Origin of the sequence: Janthinobacterium sp. 75, assembly GCF_004365495.1 — a bacterium.
Lineage (GTDB): Bacteria > Pseudomonadota > Gammaproteobacteria > Burkholderiales > Burkholderiaceae_D > Janthinobacterium.
In genome coordinates, this window is record NZ_SORD01000002.1 from 144,609 (window position 1) to 170,906 (window position 26,298).

The following is a 26,298-nucleotide window of genomic DNA, read 5'->3' on the forward strand; positions in this document are numbered from 1 at the left end:
CCTCAGGGTGGCAGCACGCCCAGCTGGCGCAGCAGGGCAAGGTTGTCTTCCAGGTGCCAGTTCTCGCTGATGCGCCCCTGCGCATTGACCTGGTACAAATCAAACGCCTGAAAATCGATGGCTTGCCCCTGTCCCTGCACGATCCCTTGCGGCGTGGGGAAGACGCCCGTAAAGCTGCCCGTGAAATGCAGGCGCAGGGTGACCCGGTCGCCCGCTACCAGCATCTCCTCGATGCCTACCTTCAAGTCCGGAACGGCGGCGTGAAACACTTGCGACGCCTTCAGCGGGCCGGCCAGCCCCTGAGGGCGGCCAGCTGGCAAGGTGCGGTCAATAAAATCGTCGGCCAGCGCCAGGCGCGCCAGGGCCGGATCGCCGCTCTGCCAGAACGCGGCGTAGCGGCGCGCCGCCAGCGCCACCGCGCCGGTGGCGCTGGCGCCGGACAGGTGGGCGGGCATGGGCAGGTTCATGGTGGCATGGACTGGCACGGCGGCCAGCAGCGACAGGGCCAGGATGGCGGGGGAAAAAGCGGAAGCGGACATGGTAGTTCCAGGTAGGTTGATCGGTGTGCACATCGCACATCGCCATTCTGGACTCGCTTGCATTAATTGATAATTGGCCCCACGCCTGAATCAATTGCTTGCTGTAGTTGAAAATAAGTTGAAGCCGCGGTGAAAATCAGCGCCCGCCCGCCACGTCGAGGAGGCTGCCCGTCACATACGTCGCACCCGGCCCCAGCAGATACAGGATGGCGCCGGCGATTTCTTCCGGCTCGCCGCCGCGCTGCATGGGCACGCCGGACGCCAGGCGCGCCACCCGCCCAGGCTCGCCGCCAGAGGCGTGGATGTCCGTATAAATGATGCCGGGCCGCACGCCGTTGACGCGGATGCCTTCGGCCGCCACTTCCTTTGCCAGGCCCAGGGTAAGCGTATCGACAGCGCCTTTCGAGGCCGCGTAATCGATGTATTCGCCCGGGGAGCCGATGCGCGCGGCCACCGACGAGACATTCACGATACGCCCGCCCTGGCCGCCGTTCGCCGTCGACATGCGCCGCACGGCTTGCTGGCAGCACAAAAAGTAACTGATTACGTTGGTGCGCAGCACGCGTTCCAGGCGCTGCACGGAAATATCGGCCAGCCGGCATTTCTGCTCCAGCACGCCCACATTGTTGACCAGCGCCGTCAAGGTCCCCAGGCGCGCATCGACTTCGTCAAACAGGCGCGCCACGTCCGCTTCATTGCCGACATCGGCCTGCACGGCGATGGCCTCGCCGCCGCCAGCCACGATGCGCGCGCACAATTCCTCGGCAGCCCGCGCATCGCGCACATAATTGACGCAGACGGCATAGCCCTGGCGCGCCGCCAACAGGGCGGTCGCCGCGCCGATGCCGCGGCTGCTGCCAGTAATCAAGATCACTTCCTTCATCGTTCCTCCAGAATGGTTGTGGCTTTATGATACCCGCAACCAGCAGACGTAAAAAAGCCCGCACAAAGCGGGCAGTTTTCCTATCCATCCTCATCGTCACAACACCGGAGAAAATCGTAGCGAGCGGCAGTGATTTGTGGCCGAGAAGCGCAACCGTACTCTAGTACGGTGAGCATCGCCGGCCGCAAAGCGCGACGCGCAGTAGATTTTATCCGGTGTTCTATGACCTGAAATGCGTCATGGCGTAGCTCAGATGCTGCCACCAGTGCTCGCGCGACTGAACGGACGCCAGGCATTTCGCGTCGACCTCGTTCTTGAACGCGGGGTCCACGCAAGCCTTGGTGACCAGCGCATTGCGCTGGTTTTCCACGTTGACGACGGCCAGCGCCAGCCACGCCACGAGGGCGAGGGCCAATACGCACAAGGTCCAGGGCAGCTGTTTCATGACGTTCTCCGCTTACTTCTTCGCTGGCGCGGGAGCGCGCTCTTTCAGGACGCGCGCCACCAGTTCATCCATCACGCGCAGGGTCGCTGTCTGGGTCTGCGGCTCGGACTGGCCAGGACGCGACAGCTGCGCCGGCGACGTGACGAAGCGGCCATCGATGACGATGGTCGGCGCACTGTCGATCTTGCTGGCGGTGATCAGCTGCTCATTGCGTTTCAGCTTGGTCTGCACGCCGAAGGAATTGAACATATCCAGGTATTTCGCCTTGTCGATGCCGTTCTTCACCAGCAGCTCGAGGATGGCGTCATCGCGGTTCAGGCGGTTGCGCTCGACGTGGATGGCGCGGAAGATCTTGTCGTGGAACTGGTCCAGCTGGCCCATCGCCTCCAAGGTGGCATAGGCGTGCGCCTGCGGATCTTTCGGGCCATTGAAGGCCAGGTGGATGCGGCGGAAGGCGATCTTGTCGCCCTGTTTCTTGACCCAGTCGTGCATCAGCGGATCGAGCGCATAGCAATGCGGGCAGGAATACATGAAGTACTCGACCACTTCCACCTTCTTGCCCGTGTCCGTGCGCACTGGCGTCGGAAGCGTGGTAAAGCCGGTATCGGCCGCCATGGCGCCGCCGGTGGCCGCCACCAGGGTGACGGCGGCAAGCAGGGGACGCAAGAAACGCATAAAACGCATATTAATCCTTCATCATAAAGTGGTCGTGAACGGGGCGAGATTACCACTTTTTGCGGCGGGCGATGAGGCCAGGCCGGAAAAAAAGCACGTTTGCACGCTCCGTTTGCGCCTGATTAAGCCACTTTTAAGCGCCGCTGCGCCCCAGTGTCAGAAATGGTAGCGCGCCGACACGCGCAGCTGGCGCGCATCGTTGAGGTAAATGCTGGAGCGACAGCCCGGCGCATCGCCGTAATGGCGGCGGTTGGCCAGGTTGCTGCCGGCCAGTTCCAGCTCCCAGGCGCCCAGCTTGCGCACATAGCGCCCGTCCACGGTGGCGAATGCGGGCACTTGCGCCAGGCAGCTGTTGGCGAAATCGGGGCCATAGCGCAGAGCGCGCAGCCATTGCACGCCGACGTCCGCGCTGGCGCCGGCCTGCCCCGTCCAGTACAGGCGCAGGCTGGCCAGGGTCTTGGGCACGAGGGCGATATCCGGGCCATCGTAGGCGTAGTCGTCATAGCGTGCATGCACCTGGCGCAGCTCAGTGTCGAGGCGCCAGTCGCGCGCCAGCGCCATGCTGGCCTCGATGGCGATGCCATCGCGGCGCGAGGGGTCGAGGTTGCCCGCAAAGCCCAGCTGGCCCAGGCTCTGGTCGAAGACGATCTGGTTGCTGAGGCGCTCGCTGAAGACGCGCACGGAAGCGCTGCGCGCCGCGTCGCCGAAGGTGGCGCCCACTTCCGTTTCGCGCCGCAGCTGTCCCGCCAGGGGACGGTAGCCGGCGCGGGTATAGCCGTCGTCATCGATGCTGTAGCTGCGCGCGGCCTTGGCGTACACGCTCAGTTCCGGGCGCAGCTGCAAGCTGCCCTGCAAGTCCCACGCGTTCTGGTTTTCCCAGTCGCTGCCGCCGGCTGGCATGTCGGCCGGATCGAGCTGGAACTGTTCATGCCGCAGCCCCAGCAGCAAACGCGGCGCATACGCGCCACCAAAAGCCAGTTCTTCGCGCAGCAGCAGCGCACGCGAGTACTGGCGGCGCAGCCCATCGCCATCGCGGCCCGGCGCGTCGCGGCCCGAGCGCCGCTCCCACTGCATCAGGTCCAGGCCCACTTCCGTGTCAGTGCCAACGCCGCCCACCTTGCCGTAATGGCGAACGCGGGGCGCCAGTTGCCGTCGGCGGCTGCTGTACCTCGATTCGCTGCTGCCCTCCTCGCCCGCATAGTGGGCCGTGGCGCGCTTTTCCCGCTGCGACAGTTCCACGCCCAGCTCGAAATTGCCCACATAGCGCTGCACGAAGGCGCTGGCACGCCGCACTTCGTAGCGGTACAGGTCTTCCGGGCGGGCCGCCAGCAGGGCCAGGAACGGCGCCTCGGGCGCCGGATAGCGGGTGTTCTGGTTCAGCTGGTCGGCACTGAAGCCGAAGCGCCCCTGCCGCGCCTTCCATTCGGCGCCCCCATTGAAGCCATGCTGGTGAAACACGCTGCCATCGCGGTAATTGCCATTGCGCTGCCCGTCGATGGCCACATCGAGCGACATGCCATCCTGGTCGCGCGACAGAGCGCCGCGCACGCTGTGCTGGCCGCCCTGCCCCAGTTCGGCGGACAAGTCGCCATGCGTGACGCCGGCCGTGCCGCCATCCACGCTGTCCTGCGCGCACGCCGGCATGGCCAGGGCGCACAGCAGCAAGGTGCGCATGGCGATGGTCAGGGCGGGAGAGGCAGGCATCATGGCGGGAAGCTGGCTGCGCTGCCGGGAGGCGGGCACACGGTAGCGGGGCAGAGGGATGGCAAAGCGAAACATTATACGCACGGCGCGCGGCGCCGCAAGCAGCGCTCCGGCGGTGCTTGCGGCACTCCCATATTTGATTGGTTATTTGGCATTTTTGCAGGTATATTAAGTAAAGTGCGAGGTGCGCCCAGCGATCCTGGGCGCAGCCGACTGCATTTGAAAATCAACAACAATAAGAAGTCACTGTAGGAGTCACGCATGGGAAGTCGCAGCACAACGCGCCGGGGGCCGCCAAGTCCCCGCGGCACGCGCCGCAGCATTGGTTTTTTCCCCGTCTCGGGCAAGCTCAAGGCCCTCTCCATCGCCGCCATGCTGCTGGCCGGCCTGGCCCTGCAGGCCGATCTGTTCGCCCAGCCGGGCCAGGGCAAGCCAGCCAGCGCGGCCATCGCGCTGGCGCCGGCCGCCGACGGCATTGCCCTGGCCTTGCCGCACGCGTCCGCCGTCAGCAAGCCCAGCGCCAGCAACGCCTGGGGCGGTGCGCGCACGGCTGCGCAAGCGACCCTGTCTGACCGCGTGGTCGACTACCAGATCGAAGCGACGCTCGATCCCGTCAAACACACCATCGCCGGCCAGCAGAAACTGCGCTGGCGCAATCGAAGCGCGCAAGCGGTCAGCAGCGTATATTTGCACCTCTACCTGAATGCGTTCGAAGGCGAACATTCGACCTTCTTCACCGAGAAGCGCAAGCTCGACAAGGGCTTCCGCTCGGGCGTCGAGACGCGCGACGGCGAATGGGGCTATATCGAACTGCGCAGCATGACGCAGAACGGCGCCACGGCGCCCTGGCATTTCGTCCAGCCGGACAACGGCCCGGCCACCGACCGCACGGTCGTGCGCGTCGACCTGCCGCAGCCCGTCGCGCCGGGCATGGAGACGACGCTCGACATCCGCTTCTTCGACCAGTTGCCGCGCGTCATCGCGCGCACCGGCTATTTCGGCAGCTTCCACCTGGTCGGCCAGTGGTTCCCCAAGATCGCCGTGCTGGAACTGCCCGGCGAACGGGGCGCCACCGCGCCGCGCTGGAACGCGCATGAATTCCACCTCAATTCGGAGTTCTACGCCGACTTCGGCAACTACGACGTGAAGCTGACCGTGCCCAAGGAATACACGGTGGGCGCCACGGGCGAGCTGCAGGGCGCACCGCTGGAAAAGGACGGCATGCTCACGCATCACTATGTGCAGGGCGACGTGCACGATTTCGCCTGGACGGCCGACAAGCGCAGCGCGCAGCCATTGATGGGCAACTGGAGCGGTCCCGGCAGCCCGCCGGTGGCCATCAAGGTACTGTACCCGCCCGAGTACGCGTCCAACGCGGGGCCCGCGCTGCAGGCGGCCAAGGACTCGCTCACGTATTTTTCGCGCACCCTGGGCGCGTATCCGTACAAGACCCTGACAGTGGTGATTCCGCCGTTTAATGCGGCCGAAGCGGGCGGCATGGAATACCCGACCTTCATCACCGCCTCGAGCTACGCCACGCTGCAGCCGAAGACCTTGGCCGGATTCGGCCTCGATTTCGTCACCATCCATGAATTCGGACATGGATATTTCTACGGCATCCTGGCCTCGAACGAGTTCGAGGAACCCATCCTCGACGAAGGCTTGAACGAGTACTGGGACCAGCGCATGCTGCGCGCGCGCGGCCAGGACATCCACGCCACCACGCCCCTGCTCAAGCGCCTGGGCTTCGCGCCCTCCTTCAAGGTCTTCGAAGGCGAGCGCCTGGGTGCGCCGCGCCAGGATGCCGCCGACCCGCTGGGCCAGAATGCCTGGGACCGCCTGCAGGGCGTGGGGCCTGTCTACAGCCGCACGGCCATCACCATGCGCGACCTGGAAGCGCGCATCGGCAGCGAGGCCATGGAACGGGGCTTCAAGGCGTATTACGAACAGTGGAAATTCCGCCACCCCAGCGTGGCCGACCTGCGCGAAGCACTGGCCGAGGCGACGGGCCAGCGGCGCATCGTGGAACAGGTCTTCGCGCAGCAAGTCTACGCCAGCGCGAATATCGACGACCGCATCGGCAGCTTCACGAGCGAAGAGCAGACGCCGCTGGCCGGCATGGTGCTGGTGAACGGCAAGCGCGTGGAACGCACGGCCGAGGCGCTGGAAAAGGAAGAGAAAAAAGTGCGCGAGGCGTGGGACAAGGCGCACCCGGACGCCAAGCCCGGCATGGGGCCCTATCCGTATCTCACCAGCGTGGTCCTGCGCCGCCGCGGCGCCCCCGTGCCGCAGGTGCTGCTGGTGAAATTTGCCGATGGCACAGCCGAACGCGTGGTGTGGGATAACGACCAGCTGTGGCAGCGCTACACCTGGAGCAAGTCCGTGAAGGCCGTCTCGGCCGAACTCGATCCCGACCGCGTGCACTACCTCGACGTCAACAAGCTCGATGACAGCCGCACCCTGAAGGCCGATACCTCGGCCGCGCGGCGCTGGAGCTTCGACCTCGCCGCCGCCTTCCAATACCTCCTTTCCCTGATTGCCATCGTATGAGCGCCACTTCCACGACACGGGCCAGCGGCCTGACCCTGACCATGCGCGCCAGCCGCGCCGCCCTGCAATGGCGCTTGCTGCTGCTGTGGCTGGGATTGCTGCTGATACCGACCGTCGTCGCCATCATTCCCCTCTGGCGCACCTTGAGCGCCAGCCTCGATCAGGCCGTGCATGCGGCGGCCCTGGCGCACAAGCTAGACCTGATGACCCTGGCCGACCTGATCTCCAACACGGGACGCAACGGCGCCGCCATCAGCCAGGCCGCCATCGCCGGCATCATCCTGACCCTGTTGTTGTCGCCGCTGCTGAGCGGCCTGGTGGTGACGGCCGCGCGCGCCCCTGCGCCCGCCGGCTTCGGTCCCCTGCTGACGGGCGCCTTCAGCGAATACGGCCGCATGCTGCGCATGTTGCTATGGAGCGTAGTGCCGCTGGGCGTGGCGCTGGCGATCGGCGCCGGCGCGCTGAAACTGGCTGACAAGCACGCGGCGAAAGCCATCCTGGAAGCCGATGCCGACCTGGCCCGTCATCTGGCCTTGCTGGTGACGGGCCTGCTGTTCCTGCTGGCTTGCGCCACGCTCGATGCGGGCCGCGCGGCGCTGGCCATCGACCGGCGCCGCACTTCGGCCGTCAAGGCCTGGTGGCAGGGCCTGGGCATGCTGCGCCGACGTCCGCTGGCCTGCCTGGCGATCTACCTTGTCATCACCATGCTGGGACTGGCGCTGTATGCGCTGCTGGGCGTGGCGCGCCTGAACCTGGCCGCCCCGGATCCGCTGGCCATCGTGGCTGGCCTGGTGGTGACGCTACTGGCAACGCTGGTGCTGGCGTGGATGCGCAGCGCGCGCCTGTTCGCGCTGATCGACGTCAAGCGCTCGCTCGCCTGGTGATGTTATCTCCCCAGGCGCCCTTCATCGGCCAGGAAGTCGATGAAGGTGCGCACTTTCGACGACAGGTAGCGGCGGCTCGTGTAGACGGCGTACACCTTGCCGCCCGCCAGCTTGAAATCATCGAAGAGGCGCACCAGCCGCCCCGCCGCCAGATCCGCATCCGTTTGCCACGATGGCAGCAGGGCGATGCCCATGCCGTCGAGCGCGGCCGCGTGCAGCAGGCTTTCGTTATTGCATTGCAGCACGGGCGAGAACTTCACTGTCTCATGTCCCTGCGGGCCGTCAAACGTTAATTCATTGCCGTTTGATAACAGCGAATAGCTGATCATGGCGTGCTGCGCCAGATCTTGCGGCACATGCGGATGACCGGCGCGCGCCAGGTAGGCGGGCGCGGCCACCAGGTGAAAGGCGATGCTGCCGATAGGCCGCGCGATCAGGGTCGGCGACGGCGCCTGGCTCACGCGCAGGGCCAGGTCAAAGCCCTCTTCCACCAGGTTCACCACGCGGCCGCTCAAGTCGATGTCGAACGTAACCTCCGGGTAGCGCTCGCGGTAAGCCACCAGGGTGCGCGTAAAGATGGCGTTGGCGAACCAGACAGGGGCGCTCAGGCGCAACATGCCGCGCGGCACCACCGTCGTGCGACCCACGGTTGCCTCCACCTCGTCGAGATTGTCGAGCATGTCACGGCACTGTTCAAAATACACCTTGCCGATTTCCGTCAGGCTCAGATGACGGCTGCTGCGGTTCAGCAGCCGCGCACCCAAGTGGCGCTCCAGGTGCATGACATGCTTGCTGACCATCGCCGCCGACAGATCCAGACGTACACTGGCGCGCACGAAACTGTCCAGTTCCACCACGGCGCGAAACACGCGCATGCTGCGCAAGGTATCCATGAGCACCCCATCATCAACAAAATGGAAATGATATATCAATAATTGCGATCTTGATCAACTGACCGAGCATGACTATCATCGATAGCATCAGCCATTCCCCTCAGGAGCCGCCATGCAAGAACACACTTTCCCCACCTACTTCCTGTCGCACGGCGGCGGCCCGTGGCCGTTCATGAAGGACCAGTTCGGCGACCGCTACGACGTGCTCGAAGCGTCCTTGCAAGATATCCCGCGCCAGATCGGCGCGCGCCCGAAAGCCGTGCTGGTCGTCACGGCGCACTGGGAAGGGCCGCAATTTCTCGTCTCGGCCAGCCCGCAGCCGGGCATGATCTACGATTATTCGGGCTTTCCGCCGCACACGTATCAAATCCAGTACCCGGCGCCCGGCGCGCCGGAACTGGCGGCGCAGGTGAAACAGTTGCTTGACGGAGCCGGCCATCCGGCGCGCCTGGACCACGAGCGGGGTTTCGACCACGGCACCTTCAGCGCCCTGTTCCCCATCTACCCGCAAGCGGACGTGCCGCTGGTGCAATTGTCGCTGAAACACGGCTACGACCCGCTGACGCACGTCGAGGTGGGCCGCGCGCTGGCCAGCCTGCGCCGCGAGGGCGTGCTCATCGTTGGCAGCGGCCTGTCTTACCATAACCTGCGCCAGTTCGGCCAGGCGGGCGCCGTCGCCTCGCACCGCTTCGACGCCTGGCTGCGCCAGACGATGGCCTTGCCACCAGAACAAAGGCTGCAACAGCTGCTGGCCTGGGACCAGGCGCCCGGTGCGCGCCAGGCCCATCCGCAGGAAGACCATCTGCTGCCGCTGATGGTGGCGCTCGGTGCGGCCGAGCAGGAAGCGGCGCACGTCGTGTACCACGAGGAAGATTTCTTTGGGGCGCTGGCCGTGAGCAGTTTCAGGTTTGGCAACGCAGCCCAATGAAACCCGAACGCGGAAATGCCGGGGCATGGGTCAGACCCTCAACACCGCTAACGATTGATTCAGCGCCAACGTCATCGGGGATCTGACCCCAGAATTTAAAAAAGCCGCTAGCTAGCGGCTTTTCTTCTTACGTGCCGCGCTTGCCCCGCGCCGCATTCTTCGCCTTTTCGGCGGCAATCGCTGCCGCTATGGCCGCTTTTTCCGCCATCTCGGCCGCGTGCTGGGCCAGCAGGGCCGCGCGCGTGTCGGGCGTTTCCAGCGAGATGCGCCCGAGGATGCCGCTGCGGTAGTCCAGCAGCAAGGTATGCGAAGCTTTCTCGAAATCGTAGTCGCCGCCCTTGATGCGGAAACCGCGCTTGGCGGCAATGCCCTCGACCACGCCGATGGCGTCGACTTCACCGACCTTGGTGCCATAGCGGGCCGCCAGCAAGTCTGGATAGCGCTTGAGCAATTCCTCGGCCAGGAACACGGCCACTTCCTCTTCGATCAGCGCGTTCGAGCCGATGGCGTGGCTGGCCGCCAGCATCAGGCCATCGCTGGGGATGGCGATCTTCGGCCACAACATGCCGGGCGTGTCGACCAGGATAGTGTTTTTATCCAGATACAACTTTTGCTGCATCTTCGTCACGGCTGGTTCGTCGCCCACCTTGGCCACGCGCTTTTTCAGCAGCGCATTCATCAGGGTAGACTTGCCCACGTTGGGGATGCCCATGATCATGATGCGCAGCGGCTTGGTCGGCACGCCGCGGTGCGGCGCCAGCGATTTGGCCAGGTCCGGGATGCGCGCCACATCGCCCGGCTTCTTGGTCGTCATCGCATACGCGGTCACGCCTTCCTGGGCATTGAAATAGGCCACCCAGGCGGCAGTGGCAGCCGGATCGGCCAGGTCGGTCTTGTTAAGTATCTTCAGGCAAGGGCGCTGGCGGAACAGGCGCAGCTCGTCCACCATGGGATTGCAACTGGCTGCCGGCAGGCGCGCGTCCACCACTTCAATCACCAGGTCGGTATTTTCCATGGTCTCGGCCGCTTTCTTGCGGGCCGCGTTCATGTGTCCTGGGTACCATTGTATCGCCATGCTCTTGCCTTCAGTTCGTTCAGTCAATCCGCTATTTTACGTGGTTGCCGCCCCGACGTCCCATTTTCCGCCGCCAGCGCCAGTCGTGCGACGAGGACGAGACAATTGGTGATAATTTAGCAGTTACTTGAATGATAAGATTCGCAGTCCGTCCAGCCTGGCCGGTTTCCCCATTGCACGCTCAACCTGGCACGCGTTCCATGCAACTTCCCCGTTTTTTCCTCCTCGCCTCGCTTTGCACCTGTCTGCTGCCCGCCATGGCCCAGGAACTGGCGGCGGCGCCTGGCGACACGGCCCGCCAGGAAATGCAGCCGGTTGTCGACGTGCAAGGTACGCGCGATCCCGACCTGCGCCCCTACCGCACCATGCTCAAGGGACTCGACGCGTATGCCGACCACCAGCGCCTGGCGCCGGGCGCACCGTTGCGCTTCATGCTGTTCCCCGCCACGCCCCAGGCCAGGCTCGATGGCGTGACTCTGCACCTGTCGGCTGACAACCTGTCGATCCCCGTCCCCCTGGCGGCGGACGGCGGCTTCACCTTGACGCGCGACAAGACCGCCTACGACGCGAATGCCGACCTGGTCAGCAACAAGAAGCGCGACACCCTGCGCTGGCGCGCCGACATCCACACGCCGGGCCTGCCCCAGAACGTGCGCCGCCTGGGCGACTTGCGCCTGGAATGCGAAATCCGCTGGGCAGTCGAGCAGGATGACCTGCCCTTTGTCCGGCGCAAGCTGTTCCGCCTGGCGGGAGGGCCCTGCCACTCGTCGCTGATCCACGTGCCGTTTCCCGTGTTCCGCAAACTGCTGGCCGTACAGGCGCGCTCTGGCGAGCGCACGCTGGACATCCGCGTCACGGACGACCGCCAGCGCTACGTACCGCCGCTGCATGACCTGAGCTGGGAGGACGACACCCTGCTGACCATCACTTACGCCGACGACGGCAACATGGCGGAAGCGCCGCCCGCAGCGCCCATGAAGGCAGCGCTGCGCCAGTGAGGCGCACCCGCGAAGTCAGGTCGAATATTTCCACTTGGATTTTTATATTTACTGAAGGAAACAAAAAAGTGTGCTCTAATATCGCCTCTTAAATGAAAAGCAATTATTTTCCGGGCTGGCTCCGGGAGATACGCGATGGGGATAGGTCGATATGATGATGGAACACACTGGCATGGCGCCAGCGGCACATGGGGAATGCGAACGTGGCAGGCCGCGCCCGGCCAAGGCGACGCCCAAGCGCGTGCCGCGCAATGGCAGCCTGTTGCAGTGGAAGAAGGAAAGCAGACAGTTACGGGGACAGGTGGCGCAACTGGAAGAGCGCCTGAAGCGCCAGAGCGCGGACAGCTATGGCTTGCAAGTGCTGTATGACCAATTGGTCAATGAAATCAAGCACCACCGCGACATGTTGCAGCTCGACAGCTTCGACGCGGACAAGTCCGCAGGCGTCTACACGCAAGCCTGGCGCCGCTTCATGGCCGGCGACGCACTCGACTACCAGACCCACCGCCACACGAATTCCCGCAGCCGTCCCAGCCTGCTGTAGTGACAGTTCAACCCTTACAGCTCCGCCAGCGCCTTCACATGCGCCGCCACGCTGCGGCCCAGCGACGACAGGTTGTAGCCCCCCTCGAGGCAGCTGACGATGCGGCCCTTGGCATACTGATTGGCCACGGCCATCATCTGCTGCGTCAGCCACGTGTAGTCGGCCTCCACCAGGCCCATGCCGCCCACGTCGTCTTCGCGGTGGGCATCGAAACCGGCGGAAATGAAAATCATCTGCGGCTGCTGCCGGTGCAGTGCCGGCAACCAGTGGTCAAGCACCAGCTGGCGCACGGCATCGCCCTTCGAGCGGGCCGGCACGGGCACGTTGACGCGCGTGTCCGTGTAGGACTCGACGTCGCTGTACGGATAAAACGGGTGCTGGAAAAAACTCACCATCAGGATGCGCGGGTCGTTCGCCACGGATTCGGCCGTACCATTGCCATGATGCACGTCAAAGTCGACGATGGCGACGCGTTCGAGCCCGCGCACGTCGAGCGCATGCTTGGCGGCAATGGCGACATTGTTGAACAGGCAGAAACCCATGGGCTCGCTGGGCCGCGCATGGTGGCCGGGCGGGCGGATCGCACAAAAGGCGTTGCTGATCTCCCCATCGATGACAGCGTCCGTGGCAGCCACGGCCGAACCTGCCGCCGCCAGCGCCGCGTCGTAACTGTGCGCGTTGAGCAAGGTATCGCCGTCGAGCGGATAGTAGTCGCCCTCGGGCGGCACATTGTCGCGCACCAGGCCGATCGCCGTGGCGCTGTGGTTGCGCTCGATGTCAGACATTTGCGCGCGCGCGCCGTCACGGTGCTCGACCAGGTCGCTGATGTGCGCGAGGATCAATTGATCGTTGATGGCCTGCAAGCGGGCCGGCGATTCAGGGTGCCAGTCGCCCATTTCATGGCGCTGGCAATCGGGATGGGTATAAATGGCTGTGCTCATGCGCTGTACTGGTTACCTCTGTCTCTGCTCTCTATCCATACCGGGAACGCACGCCGGAGTTACCGCAGAGCATTCCTGCCTGCCTGGCGCGTTCTCGCATAAAATCACTGGCTGGTCTGTGCCACCCTTGCCGCGTTTGCTGTCACTCTAATCTACCACGAGCGCGCAGCGGGCGGGCGGCGCCATTTGACCTGGCCAAAGCGATTGTAAATTAAATAATCTCACGTACTGTGATAGAAATAACATGTTTTCGAAAATACACCAGGCCGCACAGCAGATCGGCGAAGTTCTCGTTGGCAAACATGTCCAGATCCGCCAGACCCTCGCCTGCGTGCTGGCGGGCGGCCACCTGCTGATCGAAGACGTGCCTGGCGTGGGCAAGACTACCTTGGCCCATGCGCTGGCCATCTCGCTGGGGCTGCAATGGAAGCGCCAGCAATTTACCAGCGACCTGCTGCCGGCCGACGTGGCCGGCATGAGCGTGTATGACCGCGGCAGCGGCAGCTTCATCTTCCACCCAGGTCCCCTGTTCACGCAAGTGCTGCTGGCCGACGAGATCAACCGCGCCACGCCGAAGACGCAATCGGGCTTGCTCGAAGCGATGGAAGAGCGGCAAGTGACGCTCGATGGCGTCACCCACGCGCTGCCGCAGCCGTTTTTCGTCATCGCCACGCAAAACTGCATGCACCAGCTGGGCACCTTCCCCCTGCCTGAATCTCAGCTCGACCGTTTTCTCATGTGCGTCACTCTGGGCTACCCCGATACGGCAGCCGAACGGGCGCTGCTGCTGGGCGCCGACCGCCGCGCCATGCTGCAAACCTTGCCGGCCGTCATGAACGCGGAAGAGTTGCTGCAAGCGCAAGCGGGCCTGCGCGCCATCCACGCCTCGCCCGCCGTCGTCGACTACGTGCTGGCCCTCGTGCATGCCACCCGCGTGCCGGGCGTGTTTGCCGATGGCCTCAGCCCGCGCGCCGCGCTGGCCCTGTTGCAGGCGGCGCGCGCCTGGGCTGCCCTGGCCGGACGCGACCACGTCACGCCCGACGACGTGCAAGCCGTACTGTTACCCGTCTGCGCCCACCGCCTGCATGCGGCGCAAGGGTCCACGGACAGCCGCGCCCTGCTGCAGCACATGCTGTTGAGTATCCCCGTCTGACCGGCATGCGTTGGGGCAATATTTCATGGCTTCCCACGCGCCCCTGGCTGGGCGCGCAGCGCGTGCACATCCGCCCCTCGCGCGCGGGTCTGGCGTTTGCCGCCCTGCTGCTGGCACTGTGGATCGCCGCCGTCAATTACCGCCTGGGCCTGGGCTATGCGCTGACGTATTTCGCGGCCGCCTGCGCTATCGCCGACATGCTGTTTACCAGCCGTAACCTGGCGGGACTGTCGCTGGCGGCCACGCCGGGCGAGCCCGTGTTTGCCGGCAGCCACGCTTTTTTTACCTTGCACCTGATCAACCGCAGCACCCGCCCGCGCCATGCGATCCGCCTGGCCATCATCGGTTCGCCGCGAGCACCGAGCCTGGCCGATATCGCCGCCCACGGGGAGACGGCCGTCAGCATCGGCATGCCGGCACCGCAACGGGGCTGGTTCGATGCGCCATCCATCCTCCTGTCCGGCAGTTTTCCACTGGGCCTGTTTGTCGCCTGGTGCCATTGGCGGCCCGACGCACGCGTGCTCGTGTACCCACAGCCAGAACAGAATGCGCCACCGCTGCCCTTGCTGGCCGGCACGGTACGGCAGGCCCGGCAGCCTGGCACGCGCGGCGGAGTCGTGGAACTGGCGGGCGTGCGCGCCTACCAAGCCGGCGACCCCTTGCAGCGCCTGGCCTGGCGCCAGATCGCCCGCCATGATGGCGAGCATTTGTTCAGCAAGCACTTCCAGCCTGGTGCCGACGCGCCAACGGGCGTAGCGCACGGCACGCATGGCAACCTTATGCTCGACCACGCGGCCCTGCACGCGCTGGCGCCGGAAGCGCGCCTGTCACGCCTGGCAGCCTGGGTGCTGCAGGCGGAACGCATGGGCCTGCCGTATGGCTTGCGCCTGGGTGCGCTGACTCTGGCACCGGCCCTGGGCGCCAATCAGCGCGACGCCTGCCTGCGCGCGCTGGCCCTGCATGGCTTGCCTCAGCGACAGGAAACGCCATGATGCGCTGGCTAAGCAGCTTGCCGCGCGACAAGGCCGACATCCTGCTGCTGTTGCTGGCCGCCGCCATGGTGCTGGCACCGCATGCGCTGCACCTGCCCCCGTGGTTGTCGGTAGCGACAGCGGCACCGCTGCTGTGGCGCGCCATCATTACCGTGCGGGGCGAGCGCCAGCCGCAGCTAAGCGTGCTGGCGCCGCTGGCCCTGCTGGGCATCGCCGGCGTGTACGCCAGCTATGGCAGCGTGCTGGGACGCGATGCGGGCGTGGCCATGCTGGCCCTGATGCTGGCCTTGAAGTCGCTGGAAATGCATGGCCGGCGCGACATTTTTGTCTTCGTCTTCCTCTGTTTCTTTTTGCTATTGGCCAATTTTTTCCATGCGCAAGGCATCCTCAGCGCCGCCTGGATGCTCGCGACCGTCATCGTGCTGCTGGCCGCCCTGCTCTCGGCCCAGTACGGCACGCTGCAGCCCCGATTGGCGCAAAGGCTGGGCTTGCTCGGGCGAATGCTGGCGCTGGCCATTCCCCTGGCGGCCGTGATGTTTCTTGCCGTGCCGCGCGTCGACGGCCCCCTGTGGGGCGCAGCAACAGAAGGGGCGCAGGCGCGCACGGGCTTGTCCGACAGCATGCAGCCGGGCGCGATCGCTTCGCTGGCTCTGTCGGGCGAACCCGTCTTCACGGCCCGCTTTTCCACGACGATTCCGCCGCAAGACCAGCTGTACTGGCGCGGCGTGGTGCTGGGTGACTACGATGGCGCCACCTGGACGCGCCGGGGCGCCGGCCGGCATGCGCCTGCCAGCGACAGCCGCATCGACATCACCCTCGAAGGCCAGCCCAGCCAATACGAAGTGACCTTGCAAGCGAGCGGCCAGCGGCGCATTTTCGCGCTGGACCTGCCGCGCAGCATCGAACGCCTGCCTGGCAATCCGTATGTCGTGTCGTCCGCGCTGGAAGTGCTGACCATACAGCCCATTGCTTCGACCGTGCGCTACCGCGCCAGTTCCCAGTCCCGCTACCGGCTGCAGGCGGGCTTGTCTTTGACCCAGCAGCAGCCATGGCTGGCCTTGCCCGCTGGCAGCAACCCGCGCAGCGTGGCCTGGGCCCGCGCCTTGCGCGGCAGCGGCGCGCGCGCGCTGGCCCCCGCCGACGCCATCGCCGCCGTGCTTGAGTATTTCCGCCGCGCGCCATTCCGCTACACCCTGCAGCCACCGCTGCTGGGCAAGCAAGGCGTCGATGACTTCCTGTTTAGCACGCAGGCGGGCTTTTGCGAGCATTACGCGAGCAGCTTTGTCGTGCTGATGCGCGCCATGGGCATCCCAGCGCGCGTCGTCACGGGCTACCAGGGCGGCCTGCGCAACGCTGCAGACAACAGCTTGAGCGTGCGCCAGTCCGATGCCCATGCCTGGAGCGAAGTGTGGCTGGCGGGCCGGGGCTGGGTGCGCGTCGATCCCACCAGCGCCGTTGCGCCCCTGCGCACGGAGCGCAACCTGGACGCCGCCCTGCCGGCGGCCCCGTCGCCGCTGACGGCCTGGCGCGCCCTGGCCGGCCTCGATGGCGGCGCGCACGGGACGATTGCCGCGTGGCGCCAGCAATGGCAGCAAGCCGAGCACGCCTGGAGCAGCTGGGTGCTCGACACCACGCCGCAACGCCAGCGCGCCATGCTCGATAGTGTGAAAAATTTGCCGGCTAGGACCCTGGCATTCGCTTGCGCCGTGCTGGCCTTGCTGTCCGCCGTGGCCGGCGTACTGGTCTGGTGGTGGCAAGCGCGGCAAGGCGATCCCCTCGAGGCCCTGTACGCACAGTTTTGCCGCCAGCAGGCGCGGCGCGGCTACAGCCGTGCGCCGCATGAAGGGCCGCACGGTTATGCTGCCCGCCTGGCCGCAGGCAAAGCCACGCCCGAAACGCATGCCGCCATCGCACAGTTTCTGGCAATCTATGCCGCGATGAAGTATGGTAATGCCAACCCATACGAACAATCCCGCGCGCGGCACAGCTTGCGCCGCCTGTTAACCCAATGCCGATGAGACGCTCCTTGTTACCGATCAAAACCTCCGCCCTGTCCCTGCTCCTCTCCCTTCCCCTGTGCCTGGCGACCGCGCACGCGGGCGAAAACAGCAATATTTCCGCAGCCGACCGCGCCCGTGCCGTGCGTGCGGCCAAGGCGCCGCCCGCCAAGGCGACGGCAAAAAAAGCACCGGCGAAATTCGACTTCGAAGGTGAGTTTGTCGACTATGCCAACTGGAAAGAAGTACGCGCCTTCCTCGATGAAATGTCCGCCAAGCACGGTTTTGACCGCGCCGAACTCGATACCCTGATCGGCAAGGTGCGCTATGTCGAGTCAACCGTGCAGTTGATGAAGCCGGCCCCGCCTGGCAAGCCGAAGAACTGGCAAGCCTACAGCGCCCGCTTCATCGAGCCGGTGCGCATCAATGCGGGCGTGAAATTCTGGGAAGAGAATGCCGAAGCGCTGGCGCGCGCCGAACGCGAATATGGCGTACCGGCCGAAATCATCGTCGGCATCATCGGCGTGGAAACCGTGTACGGCCGCAACACGGGCCGTTTCCGCGTGCTCGATGCGCTGACGACCCTGGCGTTTTCCTATCCGGAAAGCCCGACGCGCGCCGCGCGCATGGAATTCTTCAAGGGGGAACTGGAAAACGCGCTGCTGTACGCACGCAAGGATGGCATCGATCCCTTGACCCTGCTCGGCTCGTATGCGGGCGCCATCGGCCTGCCCCAGTTCATGCCCAGCAGCATCATGAAATACGCGGTGGACTTCGATGGCGATGATCACATCGACCTGCGCAATTCCACCGCCGACGCCATCGGCAGCGTGGCGCATTTCCTCGTCGAACACGGCTGGCGGCGCGATGATCCGGCCATCAGCACGTATCGCGTCACCGTCTCATCCAGCCACGCCTGGGAAAAGTTCATCGGTCAGGGCTTGCAAGCCAAGTACCGGCTGGCAGAATTGCAGGAAGCCGGCGTGAGTACCGTCTCATCCCCGCCCCAGAACATGCTGTTCGGCTTGATCGATCTGCAAAATGGTTCAGAAGCAACTGAGTATCACTTGGCAAGCAATAACTTTTTTGCTATAACTCAGTACAACAGAAGTTATTTTTATGCCATGTCTGTCATCGACTTGGGCAAGGCCATCAGCCAAGTGCGCGCACGCTAACCGAAAGTCAGTGTAAAGTTATAATATTACTTGTAAGAAAGCGTAAGCGATGTTGAAGCGACCAGCAAACAGGTCTATGGTGGGAGCGATAACATGTGCCAGCCTCGCTCGCCAGCCTTTGTGCGGCACGGAATACAGAAATGGTTCTACACTTAACTTTTGTCAAAGTACAATTTTTGTTCTATGATAGAGCATAATAAAGAATAAATAGCTGTTGCAACAAGACAACACTTATTTTGCGCAAAGCAAGATTATCAGGCTTTCCGGTCTGAAATTGAATCCTGCTGTACAATTGTGTATATATCATGAAAAACTGTATCCCGGATCGTACCGTGTGTGAATTCGTTCCTTTTGGTAAAGAATGAACATGAACGCAGCAAGAGCGAGCTCCGAGTGTTTTTTACTTTGCAGTGCAACTACAGAAGGAACATTAACATCATGACAAACCAAGTCGGCATTGATATGAACAGCGATTCGGACTCCGACGATCTGCTCCAGTACAACCCAAACAGATTGCTCGATACCCTGATCGAAAACCTGCGCCTGAAAAATGACGCAGCTCTGTCCCGCGCGCTGGAAGTCGCGCCACCGGTCATCAGCAAAATCCGTCACCACCGCCTGCCCGTCGGCGCTTCGCTGCTGATCCGCATGCACGAAGTGAGCGACCTGAGCATTCGCGACCTGCGTTACCTGATGGGTGACCGTCGTAACAAATTCCGCATCAGCGACAAGCAATTCAAGCCAAAAGAAGGCGAAATGCCACAAGGCTGATCCTGCCAGTTTCGCAGGTTTTCCCTCCCCGCCATGGGGAGGGGGTATTTCCAGCACTTCTCAGGCCGTTCTGGCCGATATAATTTCCAACCGTATCCCTAACGCTGTATCGACGCCCAACAAAACCGTAGCGAGCGGTAATGATTTGTGGCTAAGAAGCGCAACCGTGCTCTGCACGGGGGTGCCGAGCCGGTGAGCATCGCCGGCCGCAAAGCGCGCCGCGCGAGGTTTGCTTGGGCGTCCTGCATCAGGCAGGGAATACACCCGTCGACAAGTAACGGTCGCCGCGATCGCAGACGACGAACACGATGGTCGCGTTTTCCACCGTTTGCGAGATGCGCAGTGCAATTTCGCAGGCGCCGGCCGCGGAGATGCCGCAGAACAAGCCCTCTTCCGCCGCCAGGCTGCGCGCCATGCGCTCAGCCACTCCCTGGCTCACGTATTCCACTTGGTCCACGCGCGACTTGTCGTAAATTTTCGGCAAGTACGCTTCCGGCCATTTGCGGATGCCGGGAATCTGCGATCCATCCTCTGGCTGAGCGCCGATGATCTGGATGGCGGGATTCTGTTCCTTCAAATAGCGCGACACGCCCATGATGGTGCCCGTCGTGCCCATGGCGCTGACGAAATGGGTGACTTGGCCATTGGTATCGCGCCAGATTTCCGGCCCCGTGCTTTCATAGTGGGCGCGCGAATTGTCTTCGTTGGCGAACTGGTCGAGAATCACGCCGCGGCCATCCTTCTGCATCTGCTCGGCCAGGTCGCGCGCATATTCCATGCCGCCCGTTTTCGGCGTCAACAAGATGTCGGCGCCGTAAGCGGCCATGCTCTGACGGCGTTCCACACTGAGGTTGTCTGGCATCAGGAGCAGCATCTTGTAGCCGCGCAAGGCGGCGGCCATGGCCAGCGCGATGCCAGTATTGCCGCTGGTGGCCTCGATCAGGGTATCGCCTGGCTTGATGACACCGCGCTCTTCAGCGCGCTTGAGCATGGACATGGCGGCGCGGTCCTTCACGGAGCCAGCCGGGTTGTTACCTTCCAGCTTGCCGAGGATAACGTTGTTGCGCGCAATCGCATCGGCGCCCGGCAAGCGCGTCAGTTGCACCAGCGGGGTATTGCCTATCGTATCTTCAAGTGTCTTGTAAGCCATCGTGTCTGTTTGAGTAAATTCAACAAAGACCCATTCTAATATGAGATGCTGGACGGCGTATGGCTAAAAACCGCCGCCCCGCCAGGCAGCCCACGCTGCGCCCGCCTGCGCGCCAGGCCGCATGGCGCCTGACTTTGCGCCATGCCAGGGCTGCCGCGTGCGTTGCGCCAGCGAGCCGCGCGCGCATGCGCTAGACTCGTGACGGTTAGTTATTTTAGTAATTTGCTTATTCAATCAATGGATCAGTCATGAGCAGCAGCGCACCCGAATTCATCCCCGAAACCACGCAGGACGATCCCGTCCAGGCCAGCAGCCTCGATATCCAGGGCCGCATGCACCAGATTTCCCCCGTTTTCACCGAAGCGGAACTGCGCCGCTTGCAGCGCTATGGCGCGGTCTGCCACTATGCGGACGGCGCCACCCTGTTCGAGGCGGGCAGCAGCAGCTTCGGCATGCTGGTCATCCTGGCGGGCCACGTCGCCGTCACGCGCCACGAGGGACTGGGCCGCACCTCGCTGATGCGAGAAGTCGGCCCCGGCCACTTCATCGCGGAAGTGGCGCAGCTGTCGGGCCGCCCCGCCCTCGTCAACGGCCATGCCGTGGGCGAAGTGGATGTGCTCGTGATCAGCTCGGAATCCCTGCGCGCGCTGATCGTGGCAGAAGCGGAAATGGGCGAGCGCATCGTGCGCGCCCTGATCCTGCGCCGCGTGGCCTTGATCGAAGTCAATTCAGGCGGCCCCGTGCTGGTGGGGCCACGCGGCAATGGCAATCTGTTCCACCTGCAAAGTTTCCTGTCGAGCAATGGCCACCCGCACACGGTGCTCGACCCGGCCAGCGATGCGGCGGCAGCCGCGCTGGCGGAGCGCTACCAGCCAACGCAGCAGGAATGGCCGCTGGTGGTGTGTCCCGACGGCAAGGTCATGAAGAATCCCGGCAATGCGGAACTGGGACGCTGCCTGGGCATGCTGCCCGATTTGTCCGGTGACAAGGTCTTCGACGTGCTGGTGGTGGGCGCCGGGCCAGCCGGTCTGGCCACGGCCGTGTATGCGGCCTCGGAAGGGCTATCGGTGCTGGCGCTGGAGCAGCGCGCCTATGGCGGCCAGGCGGGCGCCAGCGCGCGCATCGAAAATTACCTGGGTTTTCCCACCGGCATTTCCGGCCGCGCGCTGGCGGGGCGCGCCTATGTGCAGGCGCAAAAATTCGGCGTCGAAATCGCTACCCCGGCCAGCGCCGCCAACTTGCTGTGCGACAGCTGGCCCCTGCGCGTCAATCTGTGCGACGGCACCCAGGTGCGCGCCCGCACGGTGGTGCTGTCCTGCGGCGCGCGCTACCGCAGGCCATCGCTGGCCAACCTGAAAACGTATGAAGGACGGGGCGTGTACTACTGGGCCTCGCCCATCGAAGCCAAGCTGTGCAAGCAGGAAGAGATCATCCTGGTGGGCGGCGGCAATTCGGCCGGCCAGGCGGCCGTATTCCTCGCTGCCCACGCGGCCAGGGTGCACATGGTGATCCGCGGCGAGGGCCTCGCTGCCAGCATGTCGAGCTACCTGATCGAGCGCATCGCCGCCACGCCCAACATTACCCTGCACACGCACACGGAAATCATCGCCCTCGAAGGCGACGACGATGGCTTGACGGGCGCCCGCTGGCGCAACAATCAAACGGGCGAAGAGTGCGATTGCGCCGTGCGCCGCGTGTTTCTCTTCGTCGGCGCCGATCCGAACACGGACTGGCTGCACGACTGCGCCGTGGCCGTCGATGAGCAGGGTTTCATCCGCACGGGCTTCGACGTCACGCGCGCCGAATGCCGCGCCCACGGCCATGCAATCTACCCGCCCGACTTGCCGGACCGTGCCGCGCTGGAAACGAGCGTGCCGGGCGTGTTCGCCATCGGTGACGTGCGCGCCGGCTCGACCAAGCGCGTGGCCGCCGCCGTGGGCGAAGGGGCGGCGGTTGTTTCGCAGATTCACGGCTTTCTTGCGCGCCTGCCAGTCGGTTCCTGATTAGCGCAACGGCATGGGGTAGCTTGCCACGCTGACATTGCCGTCGCGATCGATGGCCTGGACGCCAAAGAAATAGTTATCTTTAGACAGCTTGACCTTGGCCTCGGTGACATTACCCACGTCCTGTGCCCCCTGCCACTGGTCTGCCGTGGTGGCGCGCCAGACAATGCGGTAGCCGGCCAGGTCCGGCTCCGTGTTCGGCTGCCATTGCAGCGAAGTGGCGTTCTCCAGCTGGCCCGTGCGCACCTGCACGCCGGCGGGCGCGGCGGGCGCCAAGGCCAGAGAAGCAAGCGCCGCCGCATTAACCCTTGCCACTTTCGCCACATAATCGTAGTCGACGAATTGCGGCAAATCGCCATACTGCACGCCATGCTCCACGCGCACATCCTGATGCTGGTGGGAGAAATCCTCGTGCGGTTCCGTGAAGCGCAGCGCGGCGTAGCCTTGCGCGAGGAAAGGCATATGATCGCCGCCACGCAGGTAGCGGTCGGCGCGCTGGATGACGTTGACCGTAAAGCCCGGTACGTAGCGCTCGCCCACCTGCTTCACGTGGCGCGCCAGCTGGCGCGAGATGGAATCATTTTCTCCACCCGTCGCCACCAGGGCGCGCACGCCATCGCTCATTTCTTTCACTGCAGGGATGCCCTCGGCAAACAGGCGCACCTGGCCGCCATCGACCGTGCCGTCGTCGGCGCGCGAACTGCCGATGATGTCGTTATTGAGCATGCCAGCGATGTTGAGCTTGTTCAACTTCGCCTGCTGCGCCCAATGGCCGGAACCCAATAAACCCTGTTCCTCGGCCGCCACCGCCATGAAGACGAGCGTGGCATCGAACTGGTAGCGCGCCATCACGCACGCCATCTCGATCACGGCCGCCGTACCCGATGCGTCGTCGTTGGCGCCGGGCGCGTCGCCCTGCGCATCCATCACGTCGGTGGCGCGCGAGTCGTAGTGGCCGCTGACGACATAGATGCGCCCGGCCGATTGCGGCTGCTTGCCCGGCAGGGTCGCGACCACGTTGACGATTTCCGTCGGCCTAGCTATGCGCTTCGACGCGGGCGCCACATGGCTGTCGAACGCCACCTGCAGTCGTCCGCCCGCCTGCGCGCCGCAGCGCTCCAGCTCAGTCTTGATCCAGCGCCTGGCCGCGCCGATGCCGCGCGTGTCGGACACGGTATCGGACATGGTGTGACGCGTCTGGAAACTGACCAGCTTGCGCACGTGCGCCTCAATGCGCTGCGGCGATATCTGCGCCACGACGCGCTCGATCTGCGGCTGCACCGCTTCGGCACCCGGCGCTGCCGCCACGCCCGCCGACAGCATGGCTGCCGTCACCCCCGTCAACATCCCAACCATGCCGAAGTCTCCTGATCATTAACATTGATGATTGATCATTCTCGCATTTTTGACGGCAGGCAAGGATGTTCCAGGATGAAAATCGTGCATTGCAGAAACTGCTACAATCGGCCACTACCCGTCCCGCTCAAGAAAGACACCCGCATGCGCCAGTCACCCCTCTACACCGCACGCCGTACCAAGCGCGCGGTCCGCTGACGGTGCGCCGCATGTTCGTCAAACTGCTGCTGCTGGCCACGCTGTTTGCCCTGCTCAGCATCGCCGCCCTGTACAGCTATGGGCGCTTCGCCGAACGGTCGCTGGGCGCACCGGGAGCAGCCTTGCCCGTCGCTGCAGACGCCACCCTGCTCGACCGCGTGCTGGCGCCGCAGCTGGCGCAACGCCCGGACCAAAGCGGCACGGCCCTGATCGACGACAATCTCGAAGCGTTCGCCCTGCGCGCCCTGAGCGCGCGCGAGGCGGGCCGCAGCATCGACCTGCAGTACTACATCTGGCACAACGACGTCACGGGACGCCTGCTGGTGCGCGAACTGCTGCGCGCGGCAGACCGCGGCGTGCGCGTGCGCGTGTTGCTCGACGATATCAACGCGCGAGGCCAGGACGCCGCCATCCTCGCGCTCGACAGCCATCCGCTGATCGACGTGCGCATCTTCAATCCGGGCCGCAACCGCGATGGCATCTGGCTGCGCGCCGTGGAAATGGCCTTGCGCGCCGTCAGCCTGAACCGGCGCATGCACAACAAGGCCTGGATCGTCGACGGCAGGGTCGCCCTCGTCGGCGGGCGCAATATCGGCGATGAATACTTCGATGCCGCCGAGCAAGTCAATTTCCAGGATGCCGACTTGCTGCTGGTGGGGCCCGCCGTGCAGCAGACGAGCGACATCTTTGACCGCTTCTGGAACAGCCGCGCCGTCATCCCCATCGGCGCCTTGCATGCCGGCAAAAACGCGGGCGCTGCGGAACTGCAGGCTGTGCGCGCCCGCCTCGATGCATTGACGGGCGAACTGGGCGCCTCGCCCTACCTGCGGCAACTGACCGATGCGGGCCAGTTGCAGGCACACCTGGATGGCCGCCTGCGCCTGCACTGGAGCGCGCAGGTACAAGTATTGTCGGATCCGCCGGAAAAAGCTGCGCCCGTGGCCAGTTTGCAGCGCAGCGAGCACTGGCTCATGCACAGCTTGCTGCCCCTGTTGACGCAGGCGCGTGAAGAAGCGCTGCTGACTTCGCCCTACTTCGTGCCCGGCCAGGCGCTGACGCAGACCCTGGCCGAGAAGGTGGCCGCCGGCGTCAAGGTCCAGGTGCTGACCAACTCGCTGGCCGCCACCGACGTTGCCCTCGTGCACGCGGGCTATGCGCGCTACCGCGAAGCACTGCTGGGCGGGGGCGTGGACCTGTTTGAATTGAAGACCCTGCACCGCAAGCGCATCAGCCTGATGGGTTCGAGCCGCGCCAGCCTGCATACCAAGACCGTGGTGGTGGATGGCCAGCGGGGCTTCGTCGGCTCCTTCAACCTCGATCCCCGCTCGGCCCAGCTGAACACGGAGATGGGCGTGCTGTTCGACGATGCCGCGCTGGCGGCCGACATGCGCACGCTGTTCCTGCACTCGACGGCTAGCGATACCAGCTATCGTGTATTCCTCGACAACGGCGCCCTGCGCTGGTCCGACGCCACCGAAGAGCCCGCCAAGGTGTGGACGCACGATCCCGAAGCGGGCTTCTGGCGCCGCATGCTGGTGTCCGTGATGCGCTGGCTGCCGATCGAGTCACAGTTGTAGGCGCATAAAAAAACCCCGCGCGGCCGGTACCACGCGGGGTTTTCTTCTCGTGCTGCGCGGCACCACCACGCAACACGCTTTACAGCAACACGCTTACTTTTTCTCGGCTTCAGCCTTCTTCGCATCAGCGGCAGCCAGCTTCGCCTCTTTCTTCGCGGCAGCGGCGGCAGCCTTCGCTTCTTTCTTGGCCGCGGCAGCTTCCTTCTTCGCTTCCGCAGCGCTCTTCACCGGCGCGGCGCCATCGGCTGCGGCGGCAGGAGCGGCAGCCTTGGCGGCGGCGGCTTCTTTCTTGGCAGCTGCAGCGGCGGCCTTGGCTTCTTTCTTCGCGGCAGCAGCTTCTTTCTTCGTTTCAGCGGCTGTCTTGGCTGGCGCCGCAGCGGTGTCGGTCGCAGCAGCTGGCTTCGGTGCGGCTTCTTTCGCTGCAACTTCCTTCACAGCAGCTTCCTTTTTTGCCGGGGCAGCTTTCGCCACCGGGGCCGCTGGCGCGCCGGACTTGGCCTGGCCATTCACCTGCAAGCCCGCTTCCGACAGTTTCACGGCACTTTTCGGGCCGATGCCCTTCACGCGACTTTCGAAATCAGCCCAATCCTTGAAGGCGCCGCCCTTGGCGCGTTCATCGACGATGGCTTTCGACGTGACGGGGCCGATGCCCTTGACGCTGTCGAGTGCCGCCTGGTCCGCCTTGTTGACATCGACCTGGGCAAAGGCAAAGCCCATCGTCGCGATCAGGGTGACGATGGCCAGCAGTATTTTTTTGAACATGGGTATCTCTCCGTGGTGTGGTTTCAAGATGACTCGAACGCAAGGGAGGAACAGCGCCTTAACGGCTTTAACGGCTGGGGCGTGATACGGTTGACAAGACGGGAC

General features: G+C 64.4%; 23 protein-coding genes. 12 read left to right on the forward strand and 11 right to left on the reverse strand.

The annotated features are described in order from the left end of the window. Positions 1 to 2: 2 nt before the first annotated feature. The 5 genes from C8C89_RS24955 to C8C89_RS24975 all read right to left on the reverse strand — a co-directional run bounded on the left by C8C89_RS24955 (position 3) and on the right by C8C89_RS24975 (position 4,249). A complete protein-coding gene (locus C8C89_RS24955; protein WP_243858447.1) occupies positions 3 to 467 on the reverse strand; it encodes an ester cyclase in 465 nt (154 codons plus the stop codon). Between the two features lie 208 nt (positions 468 to 675). Further along, on the reverse strand, positions 676 to 1,422 hold the full coding sequence (locus C8C89_RS24960) for an SDR family oxidoreductase (protein WP_133993761.1): 747 nt from the start codon (positions 1,420 to 1,422) through the stop codon (positions 676 to 678). Positions 1,423 to 1,642: 220 nt separating this feature from the next. Continuing rightward, on the reverse strand, positions 1,643 to 1,867 hold the full coding sequence (locus C8C89_RS24965; protein WP_101484269.1) for a hypothetical protein: 225 nt from the start codon (positions 1,865 to 1,867) through the stop codon (positions 1,643 to 1,645). 12 nt (positions 1,868 to 1,879) lie between these two features. Further along, a complete protein-coding gene (locus C8C89_RS24970) occupies positions 1,880 to 2,551 on the reverse strand; it encodes a thiol:disulfide interchange protein DsbA/DsbL (protein WP_101484268.1) in 672 nt (223 codons plus the stop codon). Between the two features lie 147 nt (positions 2,552 to 2,698). Further along, positions 2,699 to 4,249: a TonB-dependent receptor gene (locus C8C89_RS24975; RefSeq protein ID WP_166674907.1), complete on the reverse strand. Its 1,551-nt coding sequence runs from the start codon at positions 4,247 to 4,249 to the stop codon at positions 2,699 to 2,701. A 258-nt stretch (positions 4,250 to 4,507) separates the two neighbouring features. On the opposite strand from C8C89_RS24975, the gene C8C89_RS24980 reads away from it, so the two are divergent. Continuing rightward, a complete protein-coding gene (locus C8C89_RS24980) occupies positions 4,508 to 6,796 on the forward strand; it encodes a M1 family metallopeptidase (RefSeq protein WP_208327815.1) in 2,289 nt (762 codons plus the stop codon). Beyond that, a complete protein-coding gene (locus C8C89_RS24985) occupies positions 6,793 to 7,680 on the forward strand; it encodes a hypothetical protein (protein WP_133993765.1) in 888 nt (295 codons plus the stop codon). Before C8C89_RS24980 ends, C8C89_RS24985 begins: the two co-directional genes overlap by 4 nt. A gap of 2 nt (positions 7,681 to 7,682) precedes the next feature. Here C8C89_RS24985 and C8C89_RS24990 read toward each other — a convergent pair whose 3' ends face one another. After that, complete coding sequence (locus C8C89_RS24990; protein ID WP_133993767.1) at positions 7,683 to 8,573, reverse strand: LysR family transcriptional regulator; 891 nt, start codon at positions 8,571 to 8,573, stop codon at positions 7,683 to 7,685. A gap of 112 nt (positions 8,574 to 8,685) precedes the next feature. Here C8C89_RS24990 and C8C89_RS24995 point away from each other — a divergent pair, with 112 nt between their 5' ends. Next, the gene (locus C8C89_RS24995) at positions 8,686 to 9,501 is read left to right on the forward strand and encodes a class III extradiol ring-cleavage dioxygenase (protein WP_133993769.1); all 816 of its coding nucleotides are present in this window, start codon (positions 8,686 to 8,688) and stop codon (positions 9,499 to 9,501) included. Between the two features lie 127 nt (positions 9,502 to 9,628). Here the strand turns inward: C8C89_RS24995 and ylqF are convergent, their stop codons facing one another. Further along, positions 9,629 to 10,576: a ribosome biogenesis GTPase YlqF gene (gene ylqF / locus C8C89_RS25000; protein WP_101484263.1), complete on the reverse strand. Its 948-nt coding sequence runs from the start codon at positions 10,574 to 10,576 to the stop codon at positions 9,629 to 9,631. Between the two features lie 200 nt (positions 10,577 to 10,776). On the opposite strand from ylqF, the gene C8C89_RS25005 reads away from it, so the two are divergent. Continuing rightward, positions 10,777 to 11,574 (forward strand): hypothetical protein, encoded by a 798-nt coding sequence (locus tag C8C89_RS25005; RefSeq protein ID WP_133993771.1) that lies wholly within the window; start codon positions 10,777 to 10,779, stop codon positions 11,572 to 11,574. A gap of 151 nt (positions 11,575 to 11,725) precedes the next feature. After that, positions 11,726 to 12,118: a hypothetical protein gene (locus C8C89_RS25010; RefSeq protein ID WP_133993773.1), complete on the forward strand. Its 393-nt coding sequence runs from the start codon at positions 11,726 to 11,728 to the stop codon at positions 12,116 to 12,118. Positions 12,119 to 12,132: 14 nt separating this feature from the next. On the opposite strand, the gene C8C89_RS25015 is transcribed toward C8C89_RS25010, so the two are convergent. Continuing rightward, the gene (locus C8C89_RS25015; protein WP_101484260.1) at positions 12,133 to 13,059 is read right to left on the reverse strand and encodes a histone deacetylase family protein; all 927 of its coding nucleotides are present in this window, start codon (positions 13,057 to 13,059) and stop codon (positions 12,133 to 12,135) included. 244 nt (positions 13,060 to 13,303) lie between these two features. On the opposite strand from C8C89_RS25015, the gene C8C89_RS25020 reads away from it, so the two are divergent. From C8C89_RS25020 to C8C89_RS25040, 5 genes are all read left to right on the forward strand, one after another. After that, positions 13,304 to 14,212, forward strand: coding sequence for an AAA family ATPase (locus C8C89_RS25020; RefSeq protein ID WP_133993775.1), 909 nt, complete (start codon positions 13,304 to 13,306; stop codon positions 14,210 to 14,212). Positions 14,213 to 14,217: 5 nt separating this feature from the next. Next, on the forward strand, positions 14,218 to 15,204 hold the full coding sequence (locus C8C89_RS25025) for a DUF58 domain-containing protein (protein WP_133993777.1): 987 nt from the start codon (positions 14,218 to 14,220) through the stop codon (positions 15,202 to 15,204). Then, positions 15,201 to 17,222, forward strand: a complete 2,022-nt coding sequence (locus C8C89_RS25030) for a DUF3488 and transglutaminase-like domain-containing protein (RefSeq protein WP_133993779.1) — start codon at positions 15,201 to 15,203, stop codon at positions 17,220 to 17,222. The genes C8C89_RS25025 and C8C89_RS25030 overlap by 4 nt, the downstream gene beginning before the upstream one ends. A gap of 8 nt (positions 17,223 to 17,230) precedes the next feature. Next, positions 17,231 to 18,376: a lytic murein transglycosylase B gene (gene mltB, locus C8C89_RS25035; protein WP_133993781.1), complete on the forward strand. Its 1,146-nt coding sequence runs from the start codon at positions 17,231 to 17,233 to the stop codon at positions 18,374 to 18,376. Between the two features lie 438 nt (positions 18,377 to 18,814). Then, positions 18,815 to 19,147, forward strand: a complete 333-nt coding sequence (locus C8C89_RS25040) for a hypothetical protein (protein ID WP_101484255.1) — start codon at positions 18,815 to 18,817, stop codon at positions 19,145 to 19,147. A gap of 247 nt (positions 19,148 to 19,394) precedes the next feature. Here the strand turns inward: C8C89_RS25040 and cysM are convergent, their stop codons facing one another. Further along, on the reverse strand, positions 19,395 to 20,297 hold the full coding sequence (gene cysM, locus C8C89_RS25045) for a cysteine synthase CysM (protein ID WP_101484254.1): 903 nt from the start codon (positions 20,295 to 20,297) through the stop codon (positions 19,395 to 19,397). Between the two features lie 248 nt (positions 20,298 to 20,545). On the opposite strand from cysM, the gene C8C89_RS25050 reads away from it, so the two are divergent. Beyond that, positions 20,546 to 22,300 (forward strand): cyclic nucleotide-binding domain-containing thioredoxin-disulfide reductase, encoded by a 1,755-nt coding sequence (locus C8C89_RS25050; protein ID WP_133993783.1) that lies wholly within the window; start codon positions 20,546 to 20,548, stop codon positions 22,298 to 22,300. On the opposite strand, the gene C8C89_RS25055 is transcribed toward C8C89_RS25050, so the two are convergent. Further along, positions 22,301 to 23,656, reverse strand: coding sequence for a M28 family metallopeptidase (locus C8C89_RS25055; RefSeq protein WP_133993785.1), 1,356 nt, complete (start codon positions 23,654 to 23,656; stop codon positions 22,301 to 22,303). It lies immediately after the preceding gene. A gap of 209 nt (positions 23,657 to 23,865) precedes the next feature. Here C8C89_RS25055 and C8C89_RS25060 point away from each other — a divergent pair, with 209 nt between their 5' ends. Then, a complete protein-coding gene (locus C8C89_RS25060; protein ID WP_133993787.1) occupies positions 23,866 to 25,431 on the forward strand; it encodes a phospholipase D family protein in 1,566 nt (521 codons plus the stop codon). A gap of 93 nt (positions 25,432 to 25,524) precedes the next feature. On the opposite strand, the gene C8C89_RS25065 is transcribed toward C8C89_RS25060, so the two are convergent. After that, positions 25,525 to 26,193, reverse strand: coding sequence for a helix-hairpin-helix domain-containing protein (locus C8C89_RS25065; protein WP_133993789.1), 669 nt, complete (start codon positions 26,191 to 26,193; stop codon positions 25,525 to 25,527). Positions 26,194 to 26,298 lie beyond the last annotated feature (105 nt).